At 63.3% G+C, this 20,256-nt stretch carries 19 protein-coding genes; 13 read left to right on the forward strand and 6 right to left on the reverse strand.

Annotation, left to right across the window (positions count from 1 at the left end; translation table 11 throughout):
• Window positions 1-14: 14 nt before the first annotated feature.
• The 4 genes from AC3A4Z_RS03430 (at window position 15) to AC3A4Z_RS03445 (ending at window position 5,624) form a co-directional block, all read left to right on the forward strand.
• Window positions 15-275 (forward strand): hypothetical protein, encoded by a 261-nt coding sequence (locus AC3A4Z_RS03430; RefSeq protein ID WP_498710104.1) that lies wholly within the window; start codon window positions 15-17, stop codon window positions 273-275.
• Window positions 276-310: 35 nt separating this feature from the next.
• A complete protein-coding gene (locus AC3A4Z_RS03435) occupies window positions 311-1,159 on the forward strand; it encodes a M35 family metalloendopeptidase (RefSeq protein ID WP_498710105.1) in 849 nt (282 codons plus the stop codon).
• Window positions 1,156-1,530 carry a hypothetical protein gene (locus AC3A4Z_RS03440; protein WP_498710107.1) on the forward strand — a complete coding sequence of 125 codons (375 nt, stop codon included), beginning with the start codon at window positions 1,156-1,158 and terminating at the stop codon, window positions 1,528-1,530. Before AC3A4Z_RS03435 ends, AC3A4Z_RS03440 begins: the two co-directional genes overlap by 4 nt.
• 620 nt (window positions 1,531-2,150) lie before the next feature.
• Complete coding sequence (locus tag AC3A4Z_RS03445) at window positions 2,151-5,624, forward strand: P-loop NTPase fold protein (protein ID WP_498710109.1); 3,474 nt, start codon at window positions 2,151-2,153, stop codon at window positions 5,622-5,624.
• 213 nt (window positions 5,625-5,837) lie between these two features.
• Here AC3A4Z_RS03445 and AC3A4Z_RS03450 read toward each other — a convergent pair whose 3' ends face one another.
• The 4 genes from AC3A4Z_RS03450 to AC3A4Z_RS03465 all read right to left on the reverse strand — a co-directional run bounded on the left by AC3A4Z_RS03450 (window position 5,838) and on the right by AC3A4Z_RS03465 (window position 8,278).
• A complete protein-coding gene (locus AC3A4Z_RS03450) occupies window positions 5,838-6,185 on the reverse strand; it encodes a DUF1036 domain-containing protein (protein WP_498710773.1) in 348 nt (115 codons plus the stop codon).
• 286 nt (window positions 6,186-6,471) lie between these two features.
• Window positions 6,472-7,701: a glycoside hydrolase family 183 protein gene (locus AC3A4Z_RS03455; RefSeq protein ID WP_498710111.1), complete on the reverse strand. Its 1,230-nt coding sequence runs from the start codon at window positions 7,699-7,701 to the stop codon at window positions 6,472-6,474.
• Window positions 7,702-7,703: 2 nt separating this feature from the next.
• Complete coding sequence (locus AC3A4Z_RS03460; protein WP_498710113.1) at window positions 7,704-7,976, reverse strand: hypothetical protein; 273 nt, start codon at window positions 7,974-7,976, stop codon at window positions 7,704-7,706.
• A 59-nt stretch (window positions 7,977-8,035) separates the two neighbouring features.
• On the reverse strand, window positions 8,036-8,278 hold the full coding sequence (locus AC3A4Z_RS03465; protein ID WP_498710115.1) for a hypothetical protein: 243 nt from the start codon (window positions 8,276-8,278) through the stop codon (window positions 8,036-8,038).
• A 274-nt stretch (window positions 8,279-8,552) separates the two neighbouring features.
• Here AC3A4Z_RS03465 and AC3A4Z_RS03470 point away from each other — a divergent pair, with 274 nt between their 5' ends.
• The 3 genes from AC3A4Z_RS03470 (at window position 8,553) to AC3A4Z_RS03480 (ending at window position 11,086) form a co-directional block, all read left to right on the forward strand.
• Complete coding sequence (locus AC3A4Z_RS03470; RefSeq protein ID WP_498710117.1) at window positions 8,553-8,807, forward strand: carboxypeptidase-like regulatory domain-containing protein; 255 nt, start codon at window positions 8,553-8,555, stop codon at window positions 8,805-8,807.
• Window positions 8,808-9,239: 432 nt separating this feature from the next.
• A complete protein-coding gene (locus AC3A4Z_RS03475; RefSeq protein WP_498710119.1) occupies window positions 9,240-9,755 on the forward strand; it encodes a hypothetical protein in 516 nt (171 codons plus the stop codon).
• A 515-nt stretch (window positions 9,756-10,270) separates the two neighbouring features.
• A complete protein-coding gene (locus AC3A4Z_RS03480; RefSeq protein WP_498710120.1) occupies window positions 10,271-11,086 on the forward strand; it encodes an MBL fold metallo-hydrolase in 816 nt (271 codons plus the stop codon).
• A gap of 26 nt (window positions 11,087-11,112) precedes the next feature.
• On the opposite strand, the gene AC3A4Z_RS03485 is transcribed toward AC3A4Z_RS03480, so the two are convergent.
• The gene (locus AC3A4Z_RS03485) at window positions 11,113-14,505 is read right to left on the reverse strand and encodes a galactose oxidase family protein (RefSeq protein WP_498710123.1); all 3,393 of its coding nucleotides are present in this window, start codon (window positions 14,503-14,505) and stop codon (window positions 11,113-11,115) included.
• 317 nt (window positions 14,506-14,822) lie between these two features.
• Here AC3A4Z_RS03485 and AC3A4Z_RS03490 point away from each other — a divergent pair, with 317 nt between their 5' ends.
• Window positions 14,823-15,695 (forward strand): AraC family transcriptional regulator, encoded by an 873-nt coding sequence (locus AC3A4Z_RS03490; RefSeq protein ID WP_498710125.1) that lies wholly within the window; start codon window positions 14,823-14,825, stop codon window positions 15,693-15,695.
• 467 nt (window positions 15,696-16,162) lie between these two features.
• Here AC3A4Z_RS03490 and AC3A4Z_RS03495 read toward each other — a convergent pair whose 3' ends face one another.
• Window positions 16,163-16,663 (reverse strand): hypothetical protein, encoded by a 501-nt coding sequence (locus tag AC3A4Z_RS03495; RefSeq protein ID WP_498710774.1) that lies wholly within the window; start codon window positions 16,661-16,663, stop codon window positions 16,163-16,165.
• A 108-nt stretch (window positions 16,664-16,771) separates the two neighbouring features.
• On the opposite strand from AC3A4Z_RS03495, the gene AC3A4Z_RS03500 reads away from it, so the two are divergent.
• The 5 genes from AC3A4Z_RS03500 to AC3A4Z_RS03520 all read left to right on the forward strand — a co-directional run bounded on the left by AC3A4Z_RS03500 (window position 16,772) and on the right by AC3A4Z_RS03520 (window position 20,252).
• Window positions 16,772-17,620 carry an SGNH/GDSL hydrolase family protein gene (locus AC3A4Z_RS03500; RefSeq protein ID WP_498710776.1) on the forward strand — a complete coding sequence of 283 codons (849 nt, stop codon included), beginning with the start codon at window positions 16,772-16,774 and terminating at the stop codon, window positions 17,618-17,620.
• Between the two features lie 166 nt (window positions 17,621-17,786).
• On the forward strand, window positions 17,787-18,404 hold the full coding sequence (locus AC3A4Z_RS03505; RefSeq protein ID WP_498710127.1) for a SipW-dependent-type signal peptide-containing protein: 618 nt from the start codon (window positions 17,787-17,789) through the stop codon (window positions 18,402-18,404).
• A gap of 45 nt (window positions 18,405-18,449) precedes the next feature.
• Entirely contained in the window at window positions 18,450-19,067 is a 618-nt protein-coding gene (locus tag AC3A4Z_RS03510) for a SipW-dependent-type signal peptide-containing protein (protein WP_498710128.1), read from the forward strand.
• Window positions 19,064-19,576, forward strand: a complete 513-nt coding sequence (locus tag AC3A4Z_RS03515) for a signal peptidase I (protein ID WP_498710129.1) — start codon at window positions 19,064-19,066, stop codon at window positions 19,574-19,576. Before AC3A4Z_RS03510 ends, AC3A4Z_RS03515 begins: the two co-directional genes overlap by 4 nt.
• On the forward strand, window positions 19,563-20,252 hold the full coding sequence (locus tag AC3A4Z_RS03520) for a hypothetical protein (protein ID WP_498710130.1): 690 nt from the start codon (window positions 19,563-19,565) through the stop codon (window positions 20,250-20,252). The genes AC3A4Z_RS03515 and AC3A4Z_RS03520 overlap by 14 nt, the downstream gene beginning before the upstream one ends.
• The last annotated feature ends 4 nt before the right edge of the window (window positions 20,253-20,256 follow it).

The following is a 20,256-nucleotide window of genomic DNA, read 5'->3' on the forward strand; positions in this document are numbered from 1 at the left end:
GCAAGGAAAACACCATGTCTCAGCTCGGTTCCGTCAAGCAGCAACTCACCAGCATCTCCACCGATGCCAAATCCACAGCCTCCGGACTCACCGGATTCAAGTCGAAATTTTCGCAGGCCATCAATCAGGTGTCGGCAACGATCGGCGGCACAGCATCGGGTGCAGACAAGGAGATGATCCAGACACTCCAAGCTGCCGAGAAGCAGCTCGACTCAGCCATCAACGCACTGCAGCAAGCGTCCCAGTCCGCAACTAAGTTCGCTGCATCCCTGTAACCCGGCAAAGCAGTGAAGACAGTAACGGTGGTCACATGAGTGCCCTTCAAGAACTCCTGGTCACCTTGGACGCTGTCAACCGAGACGCGGAACGCCATGCCGCTGAACTTGCGGCGCAAGCCCAGCGGCTGTCGGCGGCCGCCGCCCGCGCCTCCATGGTTACGAGGGGCACTTCCAGGGGCGATATCGGAGGTGCCGCCGCTGCTCTTCAGGCGGCCAGCAAGGCGGTTTCCCAGGCGGCACGGCACCTTCATTTGGTTGCAATAACGGGCAAGGGCTTCATCAACCGCCATTCCCCCGGAGGAGCAACAGGGGCGACCACCCCGGTACGAGGTCCAGGGGTGGCCCCAAGCCTAGGCACACTGGCCTTGCGGCTCGCTGCAAAGCCCTCCACCGATCTGGCCTCGTTGCCGGTCCTTGACGCTGCGGTCACAGGAGCACTCTCTGCCGCATCTACGTCCCTGGCGCGATGGGATGTCGAGGACCAACGACTCTGCAGCAAATGGTTCGGTAACAACCACGAAGCGACTAGGGATCAATTAGTGGGTATCGTGCAGCGCATGCAGCAGCACGCAGGCGAAGTAAAACTTGTACCGTTTGAAGACGGCAAGGGCGGTCCGGACACGTTTGCCTACGTTTATCCGGATGATCCTCGGCGCCACGTCTTCGTTGGAGACTTGTTTTGGTCGACAGACGCTTCGCCGCCCGATTCCCAGGCCGGGGTCATCCTGCACGAGCTGAGCCACTTCAGGGACGTCGCAGGTACCGCGGATCACGTTTATGGCACCGACGGCGCCGAACACCTCTCGGCGGTGAATCCGTCACTCGCACTGGAGAACGCTGACAACATCGAGTACTACTTCGAGGAGCTAATAAACCGATGAACGTGACCCTTGAGTTAGCGAACACTTCCGGCCCTCTGGTGGAAGTCACCTTCGTCAACGAGGCGGAGGAACATCAGTACCTGGCCCTTCCGCGGATTGAACCGGACAATATGGACGGGAGCTATTTCGAGTTCCTGCCGCCCGCCGTTCCCTTCCTGGGAATTCAGGTCAAGCGTCGCCCCTATGCCGCAGAGGAACTTCTGGAACTTTCACCGGGTGAGAGCCTGAGCCGCACCTATAACCTCGGTACCCTCTATGATCTGACCTCCGTTGCTCCGACCAGCGTCAGATACCGTGCCACGCACCCGACCTCAGGCCTTGGCAAACCCGCTCTTCTCGAGTCGCATTGGCTCGCGCTCCGCCACGACTAATCGCAGTGGAGCGATCGATACGGCTTCCGGGCATCCGCAGTACGCAGGTCGAACCTGGCTCGGTGCTGGCCGCAGTCGGCACAGTGGCAGCTTATACAAAGTCTGCAGCAGCACTTCGATTCTCCACTCGATCGGTTTTCGTCGTCGGCAGCATGGATCGGTACGGACGATCCGGGAGGCAATTCGGCCAGCGGATCGGATTTCACCTTGGTCGGAATAGGCTAAAAAGTTTTCCCTATGTGTCGCAGGCCGGCCGGACCGCGGCAGACGTGGAAGGTGAACGTCGAACTGTCGTGCGCAAGCGGAGGTGATCTTCCTGGTCTAAGGCCAGGGGGCTGCCTCGGTGGATCCACGTCGTATTGGACGACCGAACATAGCGGATGGTCGCGGGACGACTGCGATGATGCCGCGTCCTGATGGCTCTAAACGATCCTCCAAACGGTCCGTTATCTGGCGGACAGCTTTCGGAAACAGGCCCTAGTCCAGTAACGCTGGAGTAACACCATCTGGGCAGACTGATCCAGGTAGCCGAAGCACCGGGTTTTCGATCGATAATCTGTCGTGGCTACAGGATTGACGCCGGCGACTGAAGCCTCGTCCGAACCTACAGGGAGCACAAGATGTCATCGCCCCGGCTGCTACCTCTTGTTGAACTGTGCATGGAATCCGGTCATCGGGTGTCGGCGGTTGTCGAAGATGCAACCCGAGTTGCAGCTGCCATCCAGCGCCGACGACTTATCGACGGAGTAGGCAACCGAGAAGGCATCACGCGGTCAGTTCTGCTCTTTGCGCTCATGTACGTCGACACTGAACTCAATGACGCCTTTTCAATCGTTGGCATTGAACGATATAAGCTCGCATCCCTGCTCAACTTGGCGGGCGATCCGAAACCTGAAGAACGCGGCGAAGATCATGCTGAACCCGAGCTCGCCGACGCTGTAACTGACTTTCTTGAGTCCCTGCCTGCGGGTGACGAAGTAGGGGCGGCGGACCTGGCGGTGGCGATTCTTATCTCAGCTGAAAGGGAACCAGATAGCCAGATCGCGAAACGCCTCCGGAGACTAGGAATCGATTATCCGGCGGCCTTTGCTGCTCTGAAGAAGTTAGGTGCCCGCGTCCCAACTGACGTATTGCCGACTGCGGTGCCCGAAACTCTTACAAGCTCGCACGTAGAGACAGTGTCACCACTCGAGCTCGGTACCGTCAACGACGTGACGTGCTTCGCCGTTGTCACGTCCAGTCCGTGGCGGCTTGACGCCGACGCCTTGGTCGTCTCGGCCGCGCCAAGCGGCGGGCTCGGCAACCTCGGCCGAGCAGTGCGCAAAGGCGTCCGAGGCGTGGCGTGGCCCGACGACGAGTTCTACCTTCTGTCTCCGGACGAACCCCAAGTATTACCCGTTTCCTTGTCGCCAGACGCGCCCCAGTTGAAGCAGGTGATCGTCGCTTCCGCACGCGACGGCGGACAGGGAACACCCGATGCGGCAGGCCGCGGCACGGCCTCTGCCGTGCAGGCAGCCATGCAAGTAGGTGTTAGGTCCCTCGCTATCCCTCTGTTGGGGGCAGGAGCCATGGGACTTCCACTTCAGGATGTGGCGGAAGCGAATGTCCGCGCGGTTCGCACAACGTTGAGCAAAATGCTGTCTTCTCCTCTCCAGCGGGTCACGTTCGTTGGGCTGGATCGGCCAACGATAAGTGCGATTCAGATGGCGTGGACTGCAATAGCTTCTGAAGACGCTGTTATGGTGGACGGCCGCGAGGAGCCACCCGATTCAAATAGGGACGACGGCGAGCAAATTACCGATGCGACCCTGCTTGCCGGTGGTATGTCACCCGACCTCGTGGACGGCGACGAGCGGATTCCCTTGACGGAAGACCACCTCGGACTCGATACGTACGTCGCCATGCTGGCCACCCTCATCGCAGGACGGGACACACCCCTGCCCCTGTCGATTGGCCTGTTCGGTGAGTGGGGCTCCGGGAAGAGCTACTTCATGGGACTGTTGCGCGGCAAGATCCACGAGCTGGCCGGTGACGGTGACGAGGCCTACCTTAGGGAGATCGTGCCCATCACCTTCAACGCATGGCATTACTCCGACACCAACCTCTGGGCAAGCTTGGGCAACGAGATTTTTGAACAGCTGGCCGGGCCTCAGGCCGCACCCTCCAAGAATCGTGAGGCCCTTCGCGAGGAGCTGGCCGACACGCTGCGGCGTACCCAAGCGCTCAAAATCGCGAATGAACAGGCGACCCAGGAGACTGTCCAGCTCGGTCAAAAGCTTGCGAAGGCACAACGGGATGCTGCCGGGTCCGCTTCTGGGTTGGTGGGCGCCGTCGCCAAATCGCCAACTCTGGGAAAGGAGCTGGAGAACATCTGGAACAAGCTGGGTATACGCAAGGAAGTGGACCAGGTCCAGCTCCTTACCGGCGAGATTCGCGGGGCAGCCACAGAATTGAGCGCGCTGAAAGTGGCGACCTCAGGACGGAATGGCGCGCGCGCCACGGCAGTGGCGGCAACAGCCCTCGTCCTGATCGCCGCATCGGCCTTCTTCCGCGGTGACTTAACCAACTGGGTGGCCGGTGGTGGTGTCATCGCGCTGGCCGGTGCCTTCACAAGGACGAGTTTCGCAGTGCAACGGGCACGCGAGGGGCTGCGTTCGCTCCACTCAGTGGCCGAGGAAATTCGCCAGGGGTCCGCAGCTGCGAAGGACGAACAGGTTGCCAAGGAACTGCAACAGCTTCGGGAAGCGGAGGCCCGCCAGGCAGTTCTACAGTCGCAGCTCGCCGAGGTGTTGCAGCGGGCGGGACAACTTGGCTCGGAACTGGCTGCCCTGAATCCCGCCCAGCGCTGGTACGACTTCGTCTCTGAACGTGCGAGCAGCGAGGAGTACAGTGCAAATCTGGGGATGATTTCAACGATTCGAAAAGACTTTGAGCGCTTGATTGGGCTTATGAAGGAATGGCGGAAGCTCAATCAACCCGACCAGCACAAGCCCATAGACAGGATTGTCCTCTACATCGATGACTTGGACCGCTGCTCGCCCCGGCAAGTTGTGGACGTCCTCCAAGCGGTGCACTTGCTGCTCGCACTGGACTTGTTCGTGGTAGTAGTCGGGGTGGACCCGCGATGGCTGCTGCATTCCTTGCGCGAGCAATACGCGTCGGTGTTTCCGGGCCGGGTGGACGGCAGCCTGGACTCATCGGAACGGTCCGGCGGGGAGGGGGACTGGCGTACGACGCCGCAGGACTACCTGGAAAAGATTTTCAACATCCCGTTCGTGCTGCCGGGCATGACGGGCGCCACCTTCGAGCGTTTGATCCGCGAGCTGTCGCTCGGCGACGCCGTCCCGGATGTGCCGGGTAATCCCACCACCCCCAACAAAACACCGGAACTGGCAGGAGCAGGCGCCGGCGATGCCACAGAGCCTGGCGGGTCCGGAACCTCGAAGGTGACCCCGGTTGTTGACGCTTCGGGAGGCTTCAACGCAGAAGAAGGATCCGAGGCAGCCGCCGTCCTCGAGGCCGGACCCGATAACCCGCTCCCCAAGGTTCCACCGCGGCGGTTAACCGAGGAGGAGCTCAAGCTGTTGGCTGCACTCGGTCCGCTGGTGCGTAGCCCCCGGCAAGCGAAGCGCTTGCTCAACTTATACCGACTGGTCCGCAGCACGCGAGACCTCAGTCCGGCCGCAACCTTCCTAGGCAACACGTCGGCGCCCGGCCAGTTCCAGGCTGTGGCCGTACTGCTCGGACTGCTGACCTCTCATCCCCGGTTGCTTGGTCAGCTGATCGCCGCCCTCCCGGACCAAGACCCCTCGGTAGAACCCGGTTCAGGCTCCAACCAGCGATGGAGTGATGTTGTGGAAGGTCTCCGTCCACGCCCGTCCGATGGACAATGGTCCAATGACGTCAGCGAAAAGCTGTCCGACGCCGATCGGCGCGAATGGGACGAACTTGTCCAACGCGTAGGCCCCGCAACTGCTTTGGTCACGCTGCCTGACCTCACTGCCTTTCAGATTTGGGGACCCAGGGTGACGCGATTCTCGTTTATCCTTTCTCCCCTCGCTGTGCAGCACCCATCCATGTCCGGCGTCGCGTGAAAGCGGCGAAACGGAGAGGCAACATGTGCTCCTCTCCGTTTGCCCGTCGGGAGTTTAGCTAGAGCGCACCGTAGTTAGAGGCCAGAGGCCCGGCTTGGGCCATGGGTCCAGACTTCGGCGTCCAGGTGTGAAAAGTTGGGTACCAAAACGAGATGCCCGCTCCCGGTGGAGCGGGCATCTGTACATGCCACTTTCAGGACCTCGCGCTGGATATCACGTCAAGCGGACCGTGTGATCCAGGATCCCCCACCCGACCTCGAATTTGGTGAGACCGAGCATGCGGCTGTCCGTACTCCCCGTCTGCCAGCACCAGTCGAAGGCCCTTGATGGCAGCTGTGTGAAAAATGGGCCTGACCATGCTCTGCTGCGGGACTCGTTTTCAGCGAAAACGAAGTACTTCCCCGGGCCCGCCCATCCGCTGAAGACCTTCACGGTGCCCCCGGGAGCGATGCGGTACCAGCCCTTCTTTGACCAGTCCGTGCCGCCCTCGCAGCCGGGAGCGTGGTACGCGTAGGCCACGAAGAGGACATCCCCCGTGCCGTTGCGGAAGTAGAGGCCCATCACGCACCGGCCTGATTCGTGGGCCGCAGGGGCGGGTCCGCGGGCATCCGTGGGTCGATGGCTGAATCCATGGTTCCGTCGGCATCCTCGGCGTACATTTCCTCACCAGCCCGTAGGTCCATGCCACTTGCTGTGCCCGCTACCGGAAACCTGTCTGTGGCCGACGCTACAGGTAAGTTCTCGTTTGCCTCGCCGAGATTCTCCTGAATTTGTTCCTGTTTCCATTCGCTCCGAAGCCCATTCACGGTTTCGCCTTTCCTGTAAAGGCTTCAAACTCAACCATCGATTACACCCTTGAGAACCGGACGAGACGGGGGAGGATATCGGTGCGGGTCCCGCCGCCTTCGAGGGTATATCCAGAGGCGATCCAGCTCTCGGCCGATGGCGTGTGCTGACGGCAGGACAGATAGTCTCCCCACTTAGGTTCATTCGGGGAGTGGCTTCCCAATTTGCTGTACGCGGTGCTCCACGTTCCGTTTGCATCCCGGACGCCCACTATGTGGCCCGGGTTGCGGTCTTCCCCGCCATAGAACGCCGTGAACCCTACTACTCCGGCACTGTTGGTGGAAGCGGCCGGGTAGGCCCAAGAACGGGTGGAACTCCAGATATCCGGCTGGGCCGTGACCTGTTTGGAAGCCTCCGCGATCTGCACCACCCTGCAGTAAGGGTGGGGCCGGTTCGTTCCGCTGCCGGAGGTCCACATGAGGGTCACGGTGCCATTGCCCACGCATGCACCGGTGATCCTCCTGTCGGTCCGGGACAGCCAGTTCACGTTGTTGGGAGCGTTGGATGAGATGGCATCGCTGGATGCCGCGACGTTGATGTCCCACCAAGTGACGCTGTTTTGCCCGTCTGCCCACGAGAACAGGCGCACCTGTTGGTTCGAATTGTGGCTGGCGAAATACATTGTCCGGCCTGCGCCCTGCGTGAGCCTGATGGAACCATTTCGGGTGGTTGACCAGGAGTTGAAAATCAGCGTTCCCCGGTTGTCAATGGTTGCCAGGGGAAAGCGCATGACGACGGCCCGCTGCCACTGCCCGACGCCGACATTGTTGAAAACGTTGAACGTGACGAAGAGGTTGTCGGCGGTAACTGCTGCATCCGGGTAATCGAACCAGAGCTGTGTCCATGATCCGTCCACTGTTGTCGGCGCTATATCCCACCAGTACCACGCACCGGGGTTGCCGAAGTCGCCGTCGTGGACGGCGGCAAGCCGGAAAACATTGGACCCGTTCCTGCGGATGTACTGCAGAATCCAGATCCATAGTTTTCGCCGCGGGTCATACAGCACCACCTGGTCACAGCAGAACCCCCCTGCAGCGGATGGCAGGGCAGTGAAGGGGTCCACGTGCTTCCAGTTCGTGCCGCCGTCCGTGCTTTGACTGGCGTACCAGTTTCCGGTCATGAACATGTGGTTGCCGGCCACTGCCGCGGTGGGTTCCCCCACGGTGGAGGTGTTGTTGCCTGTGGGCCCGTCACCCAATGAAATGTTGGACAAGATTGACACGGGAGACATGGCTACTCCTGGGAACTTTCTGCTGGATCAGTTTCAGGCTCGTCATCGTTTTGGGGAAGCTCGTTCTCGAGGGCTTCCTCTCCGTCCTGGTTTGTTGACTCCGGACCTGCCGGGCGCCGTTCTGTACGGATCGCTTCCTGCCGCTGGTCCAGGTCGGGTATGCGCTGTTCCTCGCGAGGAGCATTCTCCTCCGGCTGGAAGGTTGGGCCGGAGAGCTCAACCTGTGTGGATTGCTCTGACCCCTGCGGAGCTGGGGACTCTGCTGGCTCGCTCATCGCGGCTAATTCCTCCTAGAAATTGGCAATGTTTAGGTGATGGGTGGTTGGACGCTGGCTCAGGTTGCCTCGCGGATGACTGAATGCCGCCACTCACGGCGGACGAGTATCCCTGACAGCAAAGTGAGCGCCGCCAGGATAATGACGACGGCCCATTCCATGGTTCCGTTTCCCCCGTCCGGTTCCACTCCGAACAGGACCTCGATCCATTCGCGGTTAAATAGCGTGACGATGAAGAGCACCCCGCTTGCTACCGCCCCGACCGCTTCCCACCAGAAGATCGTCCTAAGCTTCCTTTTCATGTCCTGCCCCTTTCTCAACGAAGAACGGCTTCGCACCTCATTAGAAGCGCACTGGCGTTACTGATGCGTTACTGAAGCGGCCAGCAACTGGTGCCGGATACAGGAACCAGTGCCTCTGCAGAGACGTTGTTGTGGTATGCGCCTCTTGCTCCGCGTGGTGAAGTCGGCATTCATCGCGCTGTTCCTGGCTGGGATGTTGGCGTCCTGCGCAACAGGCCCGTCTGATTCAGGAATCAAAGGGCATGCCACGGTCGATGCCGGATGCCCCGAAATCATGAACGCCACCCCCTGCACCGTGATGCCTCTGAAGGCCCGCATCACTCTTAGGGATGCCGCCGGAACAACGGTGCGTGAAACCACTACTAATGACCAGGGGTATTTCCAACTCGAGATGCAGCCCGGCACCTATGAGCTTCACGCCGAAAACCTCTCTGGGGCTCCAATGCCATCCGCTCCGCCGCAGAATGTGATCGTCGAGGCCGGGTCCTTTACGGACGTAAAAGTGGCGTTCGACTCCGGCGTCCGCTGATGCCAGTCACTAACAGTCTTTCCGAATTCGAACGCAGGAAAGGCTAGGCTGCGAGGGCCGCCGCGGCGATTGCCCTCACTTCAAAGCAGTCTGCAGGAAAGTGTTGAGCCCGCCGACGGTCTTGAACCGCACGGCCAGCTTAGTTGTGTTCTTGGATGTCATGGGGAGGGAAAAAGGAGAGTGCGCTCTCCGCATTTCTAGTTCGGGGAGTCTAATTTCTTGACGCATATTGCACGTTGTCGGCACTCTCGTAGCTACCCTTACTGCGCTTCAACTAAAAGGGGCAACGCGTTTCGGGCCCCTGACCATGGCCCTATGCGGCGTGGTCGGAACGCCGCCGTCAGGGCTCGCCCGATACCTTTCAACAAACGTATTGGACTCCGCCGCCAAGGGGAGTGATACGTTTCCCTCGCAGTTGATTTGGAGACTCCTATGTTCGGAAAATCCCATCGTTGGCTTGTGCCGCTCGCCGGGTTGGCAGCGGTGCTTTTGGTAGCCCCCTCCGCAGGGGCGGCGGTCAGCCGTCCTCCAGAGTTGCAGGATTTCTCATTCACCTTGTATGCGAAAAAGAAGCAGGGGTGTTCCTTCGACGTCAAGGTGACGGGCACGGGTGGGAAAATTACGCTCATAGAACTTCGAAACGGGCGCATTTTCACTGCAGGAAAGGGAGTGCTGCTGACGTGGACAAACGTCAAAAACGGCCACACTTACTCGGTCAACACCTCCGGTTCAGTCGCTAAGTATGAGGTGAACCCAGACGGATCAGCCACGGCAACTTACACGGGCCACAACGGGTTTGCTTATTTCGGTGACGATGCCCCCGGTGCGGGGATAACCCAATACACAGGGACGCTCGTCCTTACATTGGAATCCATGGACACTTTCAAGGTGGAGTCTGTCGACGCCACCGCCGGTACCGCCGTGGATGTGTGCGCAGCTATTGCATAGGAGAACTGGATTTGTCTCAGGAACGGTGCGCCGGCGGCCGCGTGCCGCCGGCGCACTGGTTTCGACAGACTCAACCACCGCGCCGCCACACCCGCCCAAACTGCTTCCTCGGAGTGAGCGTGCTACGGCGGCTGAGTGCCGCCACCGTCCTCGGTGACGTACAAGAGTGGCTCCAAGGCCTGTCTCAGATTCAGCAGTAGCAACACCCGCTCCGCAGTTTCAGTGCCTTGCATCGCCTGGCCTAAAAGTCGTCGGATCGTGAGCCATTTACTTTTCTCTGCCAGGGCGAGCAGCGGCAGCCCGGCCCTCCGTCCTTGAGCCCGGTCAAGGAACACGTGTGCCCAGGCCCAACCGGTAAAGGGCTTTCCGGGGGTGTTGCTCCCTGCCGCTCCCTAGCCTCGCATGCTCAGCCAGGGAACCCTGCGGGCGTGGCCCCAGAGTCAACCCAGCACCGGTGGGTACAATCGACGCCTAGACGAGAACGAACACTGCTTTGCCGGAGGTACGGAGAAACAATGTCGGAATGGGTCGAAGTCGGCGCGGACAACTATGTGCTGGTCACCGAAGGATCGCTGCTTAACACCGGACTGATCGTGGGATCCGAGCGGGCCATGGTGATCGATACCGGCTGCGGGCCTCGGCAGGGCCGGGAGATCCTGGACGCGGTGCGGGAAAAGACAAAGCTGCCGCTGGTCGTCGTCAACACCCACGCGCACTACGACCACTTCTTCGGCAACGCTGTGTTCGCCGAAGCCGGCGCCACAGAATTCTGGGCGCACCAGAACTGCGCCCGGGAGATAGATGAACGCGGGGACCTTCAGCGCCGGTTCGTGGGGACGCTGGAACCGGAGATGTCCACCGGCGAGGGCCAGAACGTGGAGCTCGTGGTCCCGAACGCCATCGTGAAGGACCAACCCGTACTGGTTGACCTCGGCGGACTGACCGCCACCCTGTTCTACCTGGGCCGCGGCCACACCGACGGCGACCTGCTGGTGGGCACCTCCACCACCCTGTACGTGGGCGATCTCGTGGAGCAGGGCGCGCACCCGTCCTTCGAAGACTCATACCCGGAGGAATGGGCGGACGCGCTCCGCCACATATCAGCGCTGCGCCACCGCTACGAGTTCCTGATCCCGGGGCACGGAAAGCCGTGCAGCGACCAGTTCATCAAGACCATGGCCAACACCATGACCACCGCCGTCCGCCAGGCCCGCGGGTCTATCCGGGACACCCCGGATGATGCCACCAAGGCCATCCCGGTGCTGCCCTACGGGCCGGAGCAGTCGCGCTGGTTCATCAAGCGCCTCCAGGAGACCCGCCGGGAAAACTAGTTCCCGTTGCCGGCCCGCCCCGGCTGTCACGTGATCTGGATCGTCGTCGCGACGCTCGGCACCCCGTTGCTGTCCATGGCGAACAGCAGGTAGCTGCCCGGCACCAGCACGCCGCGGTCTGCCGGCAGCGTCAGTGCTGCGGTGTTGTTGCCGTAGGTCCCCGTTGCGGTCAGCGGAATTCTCCGCTGGTCGGTGTTCACGGTGTGGGTGACCGAGGACATCCGCATCAGGGAAAACTTGCTGATCTTCGATCCGGTGGTCACCGAGATCTTGCTGCCGGCCGAAGCGGCGGCCGGGGCGTCAATGATCGTGGGCCGGGTCCGCGCGCTGCCGTCCGCGTTCAGCAGATACGGCGGCGTGAAGATCTCGCCGTCAAGATGGTTGGTGGTGCAGGTGCCGCACAGTCCGCCGCCGCCCACGAACACCCGGCCGTCGGCGAGGAGCAAGGCCACGCTGTGGTACGTCCGGGGGACCGCCATCGGTGCCATCGCGGTCCACTCCCCGGTGGCCGGATTCCAGAGTTCCGGGGCCATCCTGGCGCCTGTGTCCGTAAACGGGACGGCGTGGGCCTGGCCCCCCACCGCCAGCACCTGGCCGTCCGGCAGCGCAACGCCGTTGGCGAAGGACCGGCTGACGGCCATATCCGAGGTCCGGGCAACATCGACCCCGTCATTGATGTCGATGGTGTAGGCCCTCGCCGTGGCATCGGAGTCGCCGTAGCCGGGCGCCCCGCCCATGGTGAGGATCTTGCCGACGTCGTACATGACCGCGTTGCCGTTCATCGCGTCTGCGCTGTCCGCCCGGGTGCCCGCCGACGTGATGCTGCCGGTGCCGGCGGTGGAGATCCAGTTCATCTCGCGGCTGGGGCCGGCATGGAAAATCCGTCCGCCGGCCGCGGAAAACAGCCAGGCGTGGTTGTCGGACCGGTACTCGCCGCCGGGATCGTCCGTCAGGATGCTGTCCACCGGAACATCAGGCAGCGGCCGCCAGCCGCCGCTGTTGCTCCAGATCTCGCCGTGCTTGCTGCCCAGCCCGCCCGACCACGAACCGCCGATGGTGAACACTTCCCCCGTGGACGTGGTCACGTTGGACTGGTAGCCGCGGCCAACATTCATGTCCGGCCCCGGGGCCCAGGTTTCCGTCCTGGGGTCAAAAAGCGAGGTTTTCGCGCTGTCGCTGCCGCCGCTGACCAGGATCCGTCCGTCCGGCAGCAGCGATGTGCCGGGGCAGAACATGTCATGACCGGTGTTGACCACTTCTACTTGGCTGACTGCCCCGGTGTTCAGGTCCATGATGGACGTCTGGGTCATGCCGCTCTCACCGCCGAAACTCGTGGGGGAGAAGGCAGACCACGCGAGCAGCCTGTTGCCGGGCAGCAGCGCCGCGGCGGCCGGGACAAGGGGGAAGTTGACCGTGGGACTCCAGGATCCGGGCCCCTTCGGCGGTGTTCCGAGCAGGTTGATTTCAGCCGCGCTGCTCCAGGGGCCGCGGTTGCCGGCTTCGGTGCTCGCCGTCAGCCGGATGTAGCGCGCTGAAGCCGCCGCGAAGGTGACGGTTTTCTCGTCCATGTTGTCCGCCCAGGTGCCGCGCGCCAGCAGGCTCCAGGAGGTTCCGTTCGAGCTGGCGTGGATTGAGTACCCGCCCACCCTCGCGTTCATGTGGTCGAAGCGGGGGAGGTAGCGCAGCCCCGCGACCTGGTTGACAACACCCATGTCGATGGTCAGGGTGTGCGGCAGCGGGGCAGCAGGAGCGGGCGTATACCTGCTGTGCCAGAGGGTGGCGGCGTCGCCGTCGAGCACGTTTGCGGCGCGGCCGTTTTCATTGGCTGTCTCTTGATCGCTCGCGGAGGCCAGCCAGCCGTCACGGGGCAGGGGACCGGATGCGGACTCGGGCTTTGGCTGGACGCCGAGCAGGTTGATTTCCGCGGCGCTGGTCCACGGTCCGCGGTTGCCTGCCTCGGTACTCGCTGTCAGCCGGATGTAGCGCGCCGTGGTTGGCGTGAAGGCCGCGGTTTTCTCGTCAGCGTTGTCCGCCCAGGTGCCGCTGGCGACTGCGCTCCAAATGGTTCCGTCGCTGCTGGCGTGGATGGCGTAGGCGCCTACCCGGCCGTTCTTATGGTCGGTGCGGGGCAGGTAGCTCAACCCCGAGACCTGGTTTGAAACACCCATGTCGATGGTGAGGGTATGCGGCAACGGTGCCGCCGGCGCCGGGGAATACCGGCTGTGCCAGATGGTGGCGGCATTGCCGTCGAGGACGTTCGCGGCGCGGCCGTTTTCGCCTGCTGTTTCCTCGTCGCTCGCGGTGGCCACCCACCCGTCGCGCGGCAGCGGAGCCGTGATGGGCGGGGGCGTGGGCTGCTCGCCAAGGAGATTGATTTCGGCGATGCTGCTCCACGGGCCGCGGTTGCCCGCCTCGCTGGTCGCCGTCAGCCGGATGTAACGCGCCGAGGCCTTCGTGAACATGACAGTTTTCTCGTCAGCGTTGTCCGCCCAGGTGCCGCTGGCGATTGCGCTCCAGGTGGTGCCGTTGGTGCTCACGTGGATTGAGTACGCACCCACCCGGCCGTTCATGTGGTCTGCCCGGGGGAGGTAGCGCAATCCCAGGACGTCTTTGGTGACACCCATGTCGATGGTGAGGGTGTGCGGCAGCGGTGCCGCCGGGGCCGGGGAATACCTGCTGTGCCAGATGGTGGCGGCGCTGCCGTCGAGCACGTTGGCGGCCCGGCCGTTTTCGCCGTCCACTTCCTCATCGCTGGCGGTGGCCACCCACCCGTCGCGTGGCAGCGGACCCGTTGCGGGTGGAGGCGGTGTTGGCTCGCCGAGCAGGTTTATTTCCGCTGCGCTGCTCCAGGGGCCGCGGTTGCCGGCTTCGGTATTTGCTGTGAGGCGGATGTAGCGCGCGGTGGCCGGCGCGAAGGTGACGGTTTTCTCGTCAGCGCTGTCCGCCCACGTACCCCGGGCGATGAGGCTCCAGGTGTTGCCGTTGGAGCTGGCATGGACGGAGTACGTGCCGATCCGGCCGTTCATGTGGTCGGCGCGGGGGAGATAGCGCAGCCCCGAGAATATCTGGCTCACCTTGGTGTCGATGGTGATGGTGTGCGGCAGCGGTGCCGCCGGCGCCGGAGAATACCGGCTGTGCCAGATGGTAGCGGCATTTCCGTCCAGCACGTTGGCGGCGATCCCGTTCTCACCGGCGGTTTCCTCATCGCTTGCCGAGGCCGTCCATCCGGCCCGGGGCAGGGCGGCCGGCGCAGCGGCGAGGGCGGCCGCAGGCAGCACCGAGGCGTGGGCGTGGGAGTTGTGGGATCCTGTACTGCTCAAGGACTTGGGGACAAAGTACGTCAGGTACCCCGTCACGAGCAGCAGACCGACCACAAGCAGGGACGTTTGGCGCAACGTCCTCCGTTTCGCCCTGGTCATTAAAACCCCCGTCGTCTTCTGGCGCGCCGCCGGTTGCCCGGGTGCGTCCGGCCCTCGAAGCTTCGAGTGTAGAAATGAGAGTGGACTGCCGCACGAGTACGAACTACTCGGATTTGAGGCAGCCGGAAGCCGCGCAGCGGCAGGTAGTACCTGCGTCCCGGGCGATTCGCGCGCTGGTTCATCAGCCGGCTTGAGGGAGACCTGCCAGGAGAACTGCGGCAAGTGCCTGCGGCTACGGCTCCTGATCCTTTCCGGCAGGGATAGTGGGGTCGCCTGGGATCCGTTCCCCATACCGTAGGAGGAAAGGGGAGGATGCCATGCAGGAATGGAACCGGGCCGTTGAGCTCATAGAAGCGGATCTGGCCGCGCCAGTCGACGTCGCCAGGCTCGCACGCGTGGCGCGGACCTCGGAGTACCACTTCCGGCGGATGTTCGCGTCCCTGGCTGGTATGCCCGTCTCCGAGTACATCCGGCGCCGGAAACTCACGGCGGCGACGGCGGAAATCGTTGCCGGGCAGGGTGTCCTGGAGGTCGCCGTGCGCTACGGGTACGGGTCCGCCGAGGCGTTCACCCGGGCATTCAAAGCGATGCACGGCCTGACGCCCATAGAGGCGCGACGCCCCGGCGCCGTGCTCCATTCCCAACCCCGGTTGAAATTCCATCTACGAATCGAAGGGAGCACAGGCATGAAACACCAGATCGTCAAAAAGGACGGCTTCCGCCTGATCGGCCTGAAGACACGAATCCGGCTTATCTATGAAGGTCCCAACCCAGGAATAGAGGAGTTCGAGCGTGGCCTGGATTCAGCGGTGCGGCCGCGCCTGGCCGGGCTTTCAGACACGGAGCCGCGGGGCCTGGTGGCGGTCACCGAGAACATCGAGGAGCCGGGAACCGAGGGCAGCGAACTGGATTACTGGCGGGCAGTGGCGTCGTCGCGCCCGGCGCCGGAAGGATACGACTCCAAGGAGGTCCCCGCCGGGCTGTGGGTGGTCTTCGAGACCGAGGGGAAGTTCCCCGAAGCCCTGCAAAAGCTGTGGGCCGACGCCGCCGCCGAGTGGTTCCCTGCCAACCCCTACCTGTGGGCGCCCGGGCCGCAGCTGCTTAGCGTCCAGCCGGAACCGGACGGCTCGAGAGGCCGCGGCCAGCTGTGGATCCCCATCGAAGCGAAAATCAACGCCCCGTCCGCTTAGCGTCATCGGGCTCCAGGCTGGTGCTGCTTTCGGGCCACACGAAGTCCTTGAACCCCAGGGCGGGGCTGGAACCGTCAGGGTTTGGTTTTGCGGGAGTGCCGTGTGGGGTTTCCGGATCCTTTGCCGGGGCATCGGGCACCTCGGGCCAGTCCGTGACTTTGAACCGGGACGGGCTGTAACCGGCGGATGCCCGCCTTGAGTTTGACCGTTGCGGCCCGGCGCTGTTTGCCGAACCTGCCCCTGCAGTTTTACGCGCTCCTGTTTGCATAACCTTTGCTGCCCCCAGCGTCCAGTTTTAATGCGGGCCAGTTTCGCCCGCTGGTCCAAGCCTTCAACATACCGGCTGAGTGCGCACGAGTCACTAGTGAGCGCGCAAGGTGGGCGTACGACGGCGGGCGCGCGCCGCCGTCGTACGCCTCCAGTCTCCAAGGCGCCCGCTCAGCCGGCCATGCCGGAGCGACGTGCTGTTACCGCGGAAGTGACGCGGACGGCATCCGCAGCTCGCTGAACGCTATCCCGGCCCCAGCTACGAAAATGAGGACGGCGAGGTAGACCGGACCGAGATGCCCAAGCGTGGCCAGGCCCCACGGGTAATGGGCGGGGACGGCAACGGCCAGTCCAACTGCCGGGACGGCAACGGCCACAGTGAAGGCCCACCGTACTCCGCGCCGCACCCCGAACCAGGACAGGCCTGCGATGGCAAGTCCGGTGGCCGTGATGAAGCCACTGAGGGCGATGTGAAGGTGGCTGATGTAGTGGTACAGCTGCGGGCTGAACGCCTCCACGTCCGCCTTGGTCTTGTCCACTTCATCGGGCCCAATGCCCAGCTCCAGGAACGTGCCGGCGAAGTTGAGCACCAGGAAGACGGCGCCGTACGCCACGAAGGCCAGCCCGGCCAGCGCCATGAGGGCGGCCCCTGTCCGGAGCCTGGACTGCTTCGCCAGCGAGTTTGATGGGATGGCAGGCATAGCCACCACGGCCTTTCCTATTCATGCAGGTACGTGAATGAGAAGCCGTGACGTGGGGCTTGTCAAGAGGACGCCGGGTTGCCCTCCTCCGGGCTCCGCCCCGGTAGGATGTGCCGGGTGACGAGGAACGGCGGGCGCCCCAGTATTACCAAGCAGGAGTGGATCAAGTACGCTGCACTTTTTGTGCTGGCAGTGGCCGCTTTCGGCGTGGCTGCTCTTGCCCTGATGGGTCCACGCAACGTGGGCGAGGCTGTCCCTCTGCCGGTAAGCCCGCTGGCAGCAACGCCTTCCGCCACCGCCTCCCTGACGCCGACTCCGACAGCCACGCCGACGGCTAGTCCAACGGCTTCATCGCTCAAGCTTGAGCTGCCTGCCGATCCTGTGCTGCTTATTCTTGGTGATTCCTACACTGCCGGTGATGGTGCCGACCTGCCGGACGAGGGGTGGGCATACCTCGTTGCCGGCGAGCTCGGATACCCCACCAACATCGACGGGATCGGCGGGACCGGCTTCGCCTGGGGCGGGGGAACGCGGGACGAGCAGGGTGAAGAGTACGAAGTCCGCTTGCGGAACATTGCAGCCAACCCCGCCTTTGTGCCCAACCTCCTCATTCTCCAGGGCGGCCAGAACGACGCCGAGATCGGCAACCCGGACGAGGTCCGGGCCGCCACTGCACAGACCATCGAGACGGCCCGCAGGTTGTGGCCCGGCGTGCAGGTGCTGGTTTTCGGGCCGTCGGCGCCCCAGCCGCTGGCCGCGGAACTGGAGGACGTGAACAGTGCGGTCCGTGCCGGTGCGGCGGCTGCCAACGCCCCCTACATCGACGCCCTCCAGGCCGGCTGGTTCACCGCTGCCAACAGCCCGGAGTTCGACGCCGACGGCATCCACCCCAACACTGCCGGCCACGCTTTTATCGCTGAGAAGTTCATGGAGTCCTGGGAGGGCTTGACCCAGTAAGCGGTGCTGCTTTGGGCACGCGTGCCGTCGCGGCCCGGCGGTCCCATATTGACATTTCCGCAGGTCAATGATGGTTTTAAGGCAGTGATGCTTGGGGGAGCGTCAGCTGCAGCCCCCGCATCTTTGGCCATTTCGGCCGGAAGCCACATCTACTTTGGGGGAAATCATGGTTGCAGTAAAAGAAGCGTCTCCGGAATCAACGCCCCGGACCTCAAAAGCACCAAAAGTCCGGGCAATCCTAGCCGGCGGCCTGGTCCTCGGAATCGGTGCGGCAGTTACGCTGGCCGCATGGAACGACTCGGACTTCGCCAAGGGAACCTTCGCCGCCGGAGTTTTCAACCTTGAGGGCAGTGCGGATGGGGCGGTCTTCAATGACAACCCAGCGGGGACGCCGGCGACACTCGACTTCACCCTCGACCCGGCAAACCTCGCACCAGGGGACACGGTGGCGGCGCCCTTCGCTGTCAGGCTGGACGGCACGTCCACCAACGATGCGAGTGTCACAGTGTCCACTGAGACGTCTGACGGTAACCTGACCGGACTCACCTACTCGCTGACGCGGTCCACCAACTTCGGATGCACTGAGCCGATCACGTCCACCCTGGTGTCGGCTCAACCGTTGGGCTCGACTCCCGCTGAAGTTGCCTTCACTCTTAGCCAGGGCGCAGAAGACGACGAAGCAGGCGCACCTGCCAACCTCTGCTTCCGGGTCACAGCCGGGCCTACCCTGGTACAGGCCCAGACCGGTAGCACTACCTGGGAATTCGCTGCTGAATCACGATAATCCATGGGCCGCCGACAAGCTGTAACCGGGCGTCAAGGCATCATCTTGCGAGTCCGGGCCCTCCTTGCCGGGGCACTGGTTTTGGGACTGGGCGGATCCGTAACGCTTGCCTCGTGGACGGACAGTGACTTTGCCACAAGTTCCTTCGGGGCGAGTGTTTTCCAGACCGAATCCAATGTGACGAAGCCGTACGACGCCTCCGGAGCATGGAGCGCCAACGACGTACCGCCGGGAGCGGCCTTGGTGTTCAACGCTGACTCGATGAGTCCGGGCACTACGGTCTACGCACCCTTCGCCATCAGGACCCGGCCAAACTCTGTAGCAGGAGAGGTGGTTCTTGGGGCTCCCTCAGTCGCCAGCAGCGCAATGGGCGACGCCGAACTGGGGGCCGCCCTACGCTACAGGGTGATCCGTTCCGCAACATGCGAGGCCTCGTCCTTCACGGGATCACCAGCCTTTGTGGTGGGCGCGGACGGTGCCAAACCGTTCGCGGTGGGCCAGGCGGCCGGCGTCGTAAATTCCCTGCAGGCTGCAACAGCGGCTCTGCCCGGGGAGCCCACGCACTTCTGCTTCGAAGTGACTCTCCCTGCGGGGGCGAGCAACGCGCTGCAGGGCCAGACGGCAACGGCAACCTGGCAGTTAACTGCCACGTCGAGCCCATGAGCCGGCGATCGCCCGCCGGGCATGTCCGGGAAATCCTGCTGAACACCGCAGCAGCAGGAGGTGCTGTCTGTATCGCGGCGGTGATCTGCGCTCTGCTGTTCGACATCACCCTGATCCTGTTTAAGACCGGATCGATGGCGCCAGGCATTCCGGCCGGGTCGTTGGCCGTAGTCCGTGAGATCCCGGCCGCCGAGATCAGCACCGGGGATGTGGTGACCGTGGACAGGCCCGGCAAACTACCCATCACGCACAGGGTCCAGACCGTGGAACCGGCCGGGGGTGCGTCGCGCGTCATCACCATGAAGGGCGACGCGAACCGGGAAGCGGACCCGGCGCCTTATGTGGTGGACCGGGTACGGCTGGTCCTCTGGTCCGCGCCCGGGCTCGCTTACCCTTTGGCTGCGGCTGCCAACCCGCTGGTCCTGGGCGGCACAACGGTGGCCGTGTCCGCGCTGGTGACGTGGGTGTTGTGGCCGCGGGGGAAGACCGGCGCGCATGCTGCGGCTTAGCAGGACTTGGCTGCAAAGGCTGATTGCTTCCGGCCTGATCGGCCTGGCTGCGCCCGCGTCTGCTGCTTCAGAGGAACCCGCCGGCTGGCTGGAACTCACCGCAGGTCCGGGCACCGCGATGCAAAGACTCACACCCGGAGGCAGTGCGCAGTGGCCTCTGAACGTGCATGTTTGGGGCGAACCGGCCACCGAACTGGAGGTGGCTCTGAAGACGGAGCGCGAGGCTTCGGACCTGCTGCGGAACTACCTGAGCGTGGAGCTCCGGGCGTGTTCCCAGCCATGGGTGCAGGGGCAGTGCGGACCGGGGGAGAGACTGCTGATGCCGCGAACACCGCTGCGTGCTGCCGAGGGTTTGCAGGCGAGCCTTTTGGGCCCTGGGTCTTCCGAAACCTTCGGCGCCTATCTGCTGCTGACTGCTTCCCTGGCCGAAGACGTTCCCGTGGAGGTGCAGGGCAGCGCCACGCAGATTGCGGTACAGGTCCGCGGTTCCGGGGACGACGCCGGAACAGGACTCGCTGAGGACGCTGGGACTGGGAGCGCCCCGGGACAGTCCGCCGGACCGCCGTCCGGCAGTTTGGCTGATACCGGAGCGAGGCTGGGTGGTTTCGCACTTCTCGGGCTGCTTGCTGTGGCCGTCGGATTTGGTGTGGCACGACTCCGGGCTGGGTGGACATGAGGAT

This window comes from Arthrobacter sp. Soil_C_49, assembly GCF_057656635.1.

Coding starts and splice junctions, on each gene's coding strand:
- AC3A4Z_RS03430 (WP_498710104.1), top strand. CDS start 15: ATGTCTCAGCTCGGTTCCGTCAAGCAGCAACTCACCAGCATCTCCACC.
- AC3A4Z_RS03435 (WP_498710105.1), top strand. CDS start 311: ATGAGTGCCCTTCAAGAACTCCTGGTCACCTTGGACGCTGTCAACCGA.
- AC3A4Z_RS03440 (WP_498710107.1), top strand. CDS start 1,156: ATGAACGTGACCCTTGAGTTAGCGAACACTTCCGGCCCTCTGGTGGAA.
- AC3A4Z_RS03445 (WP_498710109.1), top strand. CDS start 2,151: ATGTCATCGCCCCGGCTGCTACCTCTTGTTGAACTGTGCATGGAATCC.
- AC3A4Z_RS03450 (WP_498710773.1), bottom strand. CDS start 6,185: ATGGGCCTCTACTTCCGCAACGGCACGGGGGATGTCCTCTTCGTGGCC.
- AC3A4Z_RS03455 (WP_498710111.1), bottom strand. CDS start 7,701: ATGTCTCCCGTGTCAATCTTGTCCAACATTTCATTGGGTGACGGGCCC.
- AC3A4Z_RS03460 (WP_498710113.1), bottom strand. CDS start 7,976: ATGAGCGAGCCAGCAGAGTCCCCAGCTCCGCAGGGGTCAGAGCAATCC.
- AC3A4Z_RS03465 (WP_498710115.1), bottom strand. CDS start 8,278: ATGAAAAGGAAGCTTAGGACGATCTTCTGGTGGGAAGCGGTCGGGGCG.
- AC3A4Z_RS03470 (WP_498710117.1), top strand. CDS start 8,553: ATGAACGCCACCCCCTGCACCGTGATGCCTCTGAAGGCCCGCATCACT.
- AC3A4Z_RS03475 (WP_498710119.1), top strand. CDS start 9,240: ATGTTCGGAAAATCCCATCGTTGGCTTGTGCCGCTCGCCGGGTTGGCA.
- AC3A4Z_RS03480 (WP_498710120.1), top strand. CDS start 10,271: ATGTCGGAATGGGTCGAAGTCGGCGCGGACAACTATGTGCTGGTCACC.
- AC3A4Z_RS03485 (WP_498710123.1), bottom strand. CDS start 14,505: ATGACCAGGGCGAAACGGAGGACGTTGCGCCAAACGTCCCTGCTTGTG.
- AC3A4Z_RS03490 (WP_498710125.1), top strand. CDS start 14,823: ATGCAGGAATGGAACCGGGCCGTTGAGCTCATAGAAGCGGATCTGGCC.
- AC3A4Z_RS03495 (WP_498710774.1), bottom strand. CDS start 16,663: ATGCCTGCCATCCCATCAAACTCGCTGGCGAAGCAGTCCAGGCTCCGG.
- AC3A4Z_RS03500 (WP_498710776.1), top strand. CDS start 16,772: ATGTGCCGGGTGACGAGGAACGGCGGGCGCCCCAGTATTACCAAGCAG.
- AC3A4Z_RS03505 (WP_498710127.1), top strand. CDS start 17,787: ATGGTTGCAGTAAAAGAAGCGTCTCCGGAATCAACGCCCCGGACCTCA.
- AC3A4Z_RS03515 (WP_498710129.1), top strand. CDS start 19,064: ATGAGCCGGCGATCGCCCGCCGGGCATGTCCGGGAAATCCTGCTGAAC.
- AC3A4Z_RS03520 (WP_498710130.1), top strand. CDS start 19,563: ATGCTGCGGCTTAGCAGGACTTGGCTGCAAAGGCTGATTGCTTCCGGC.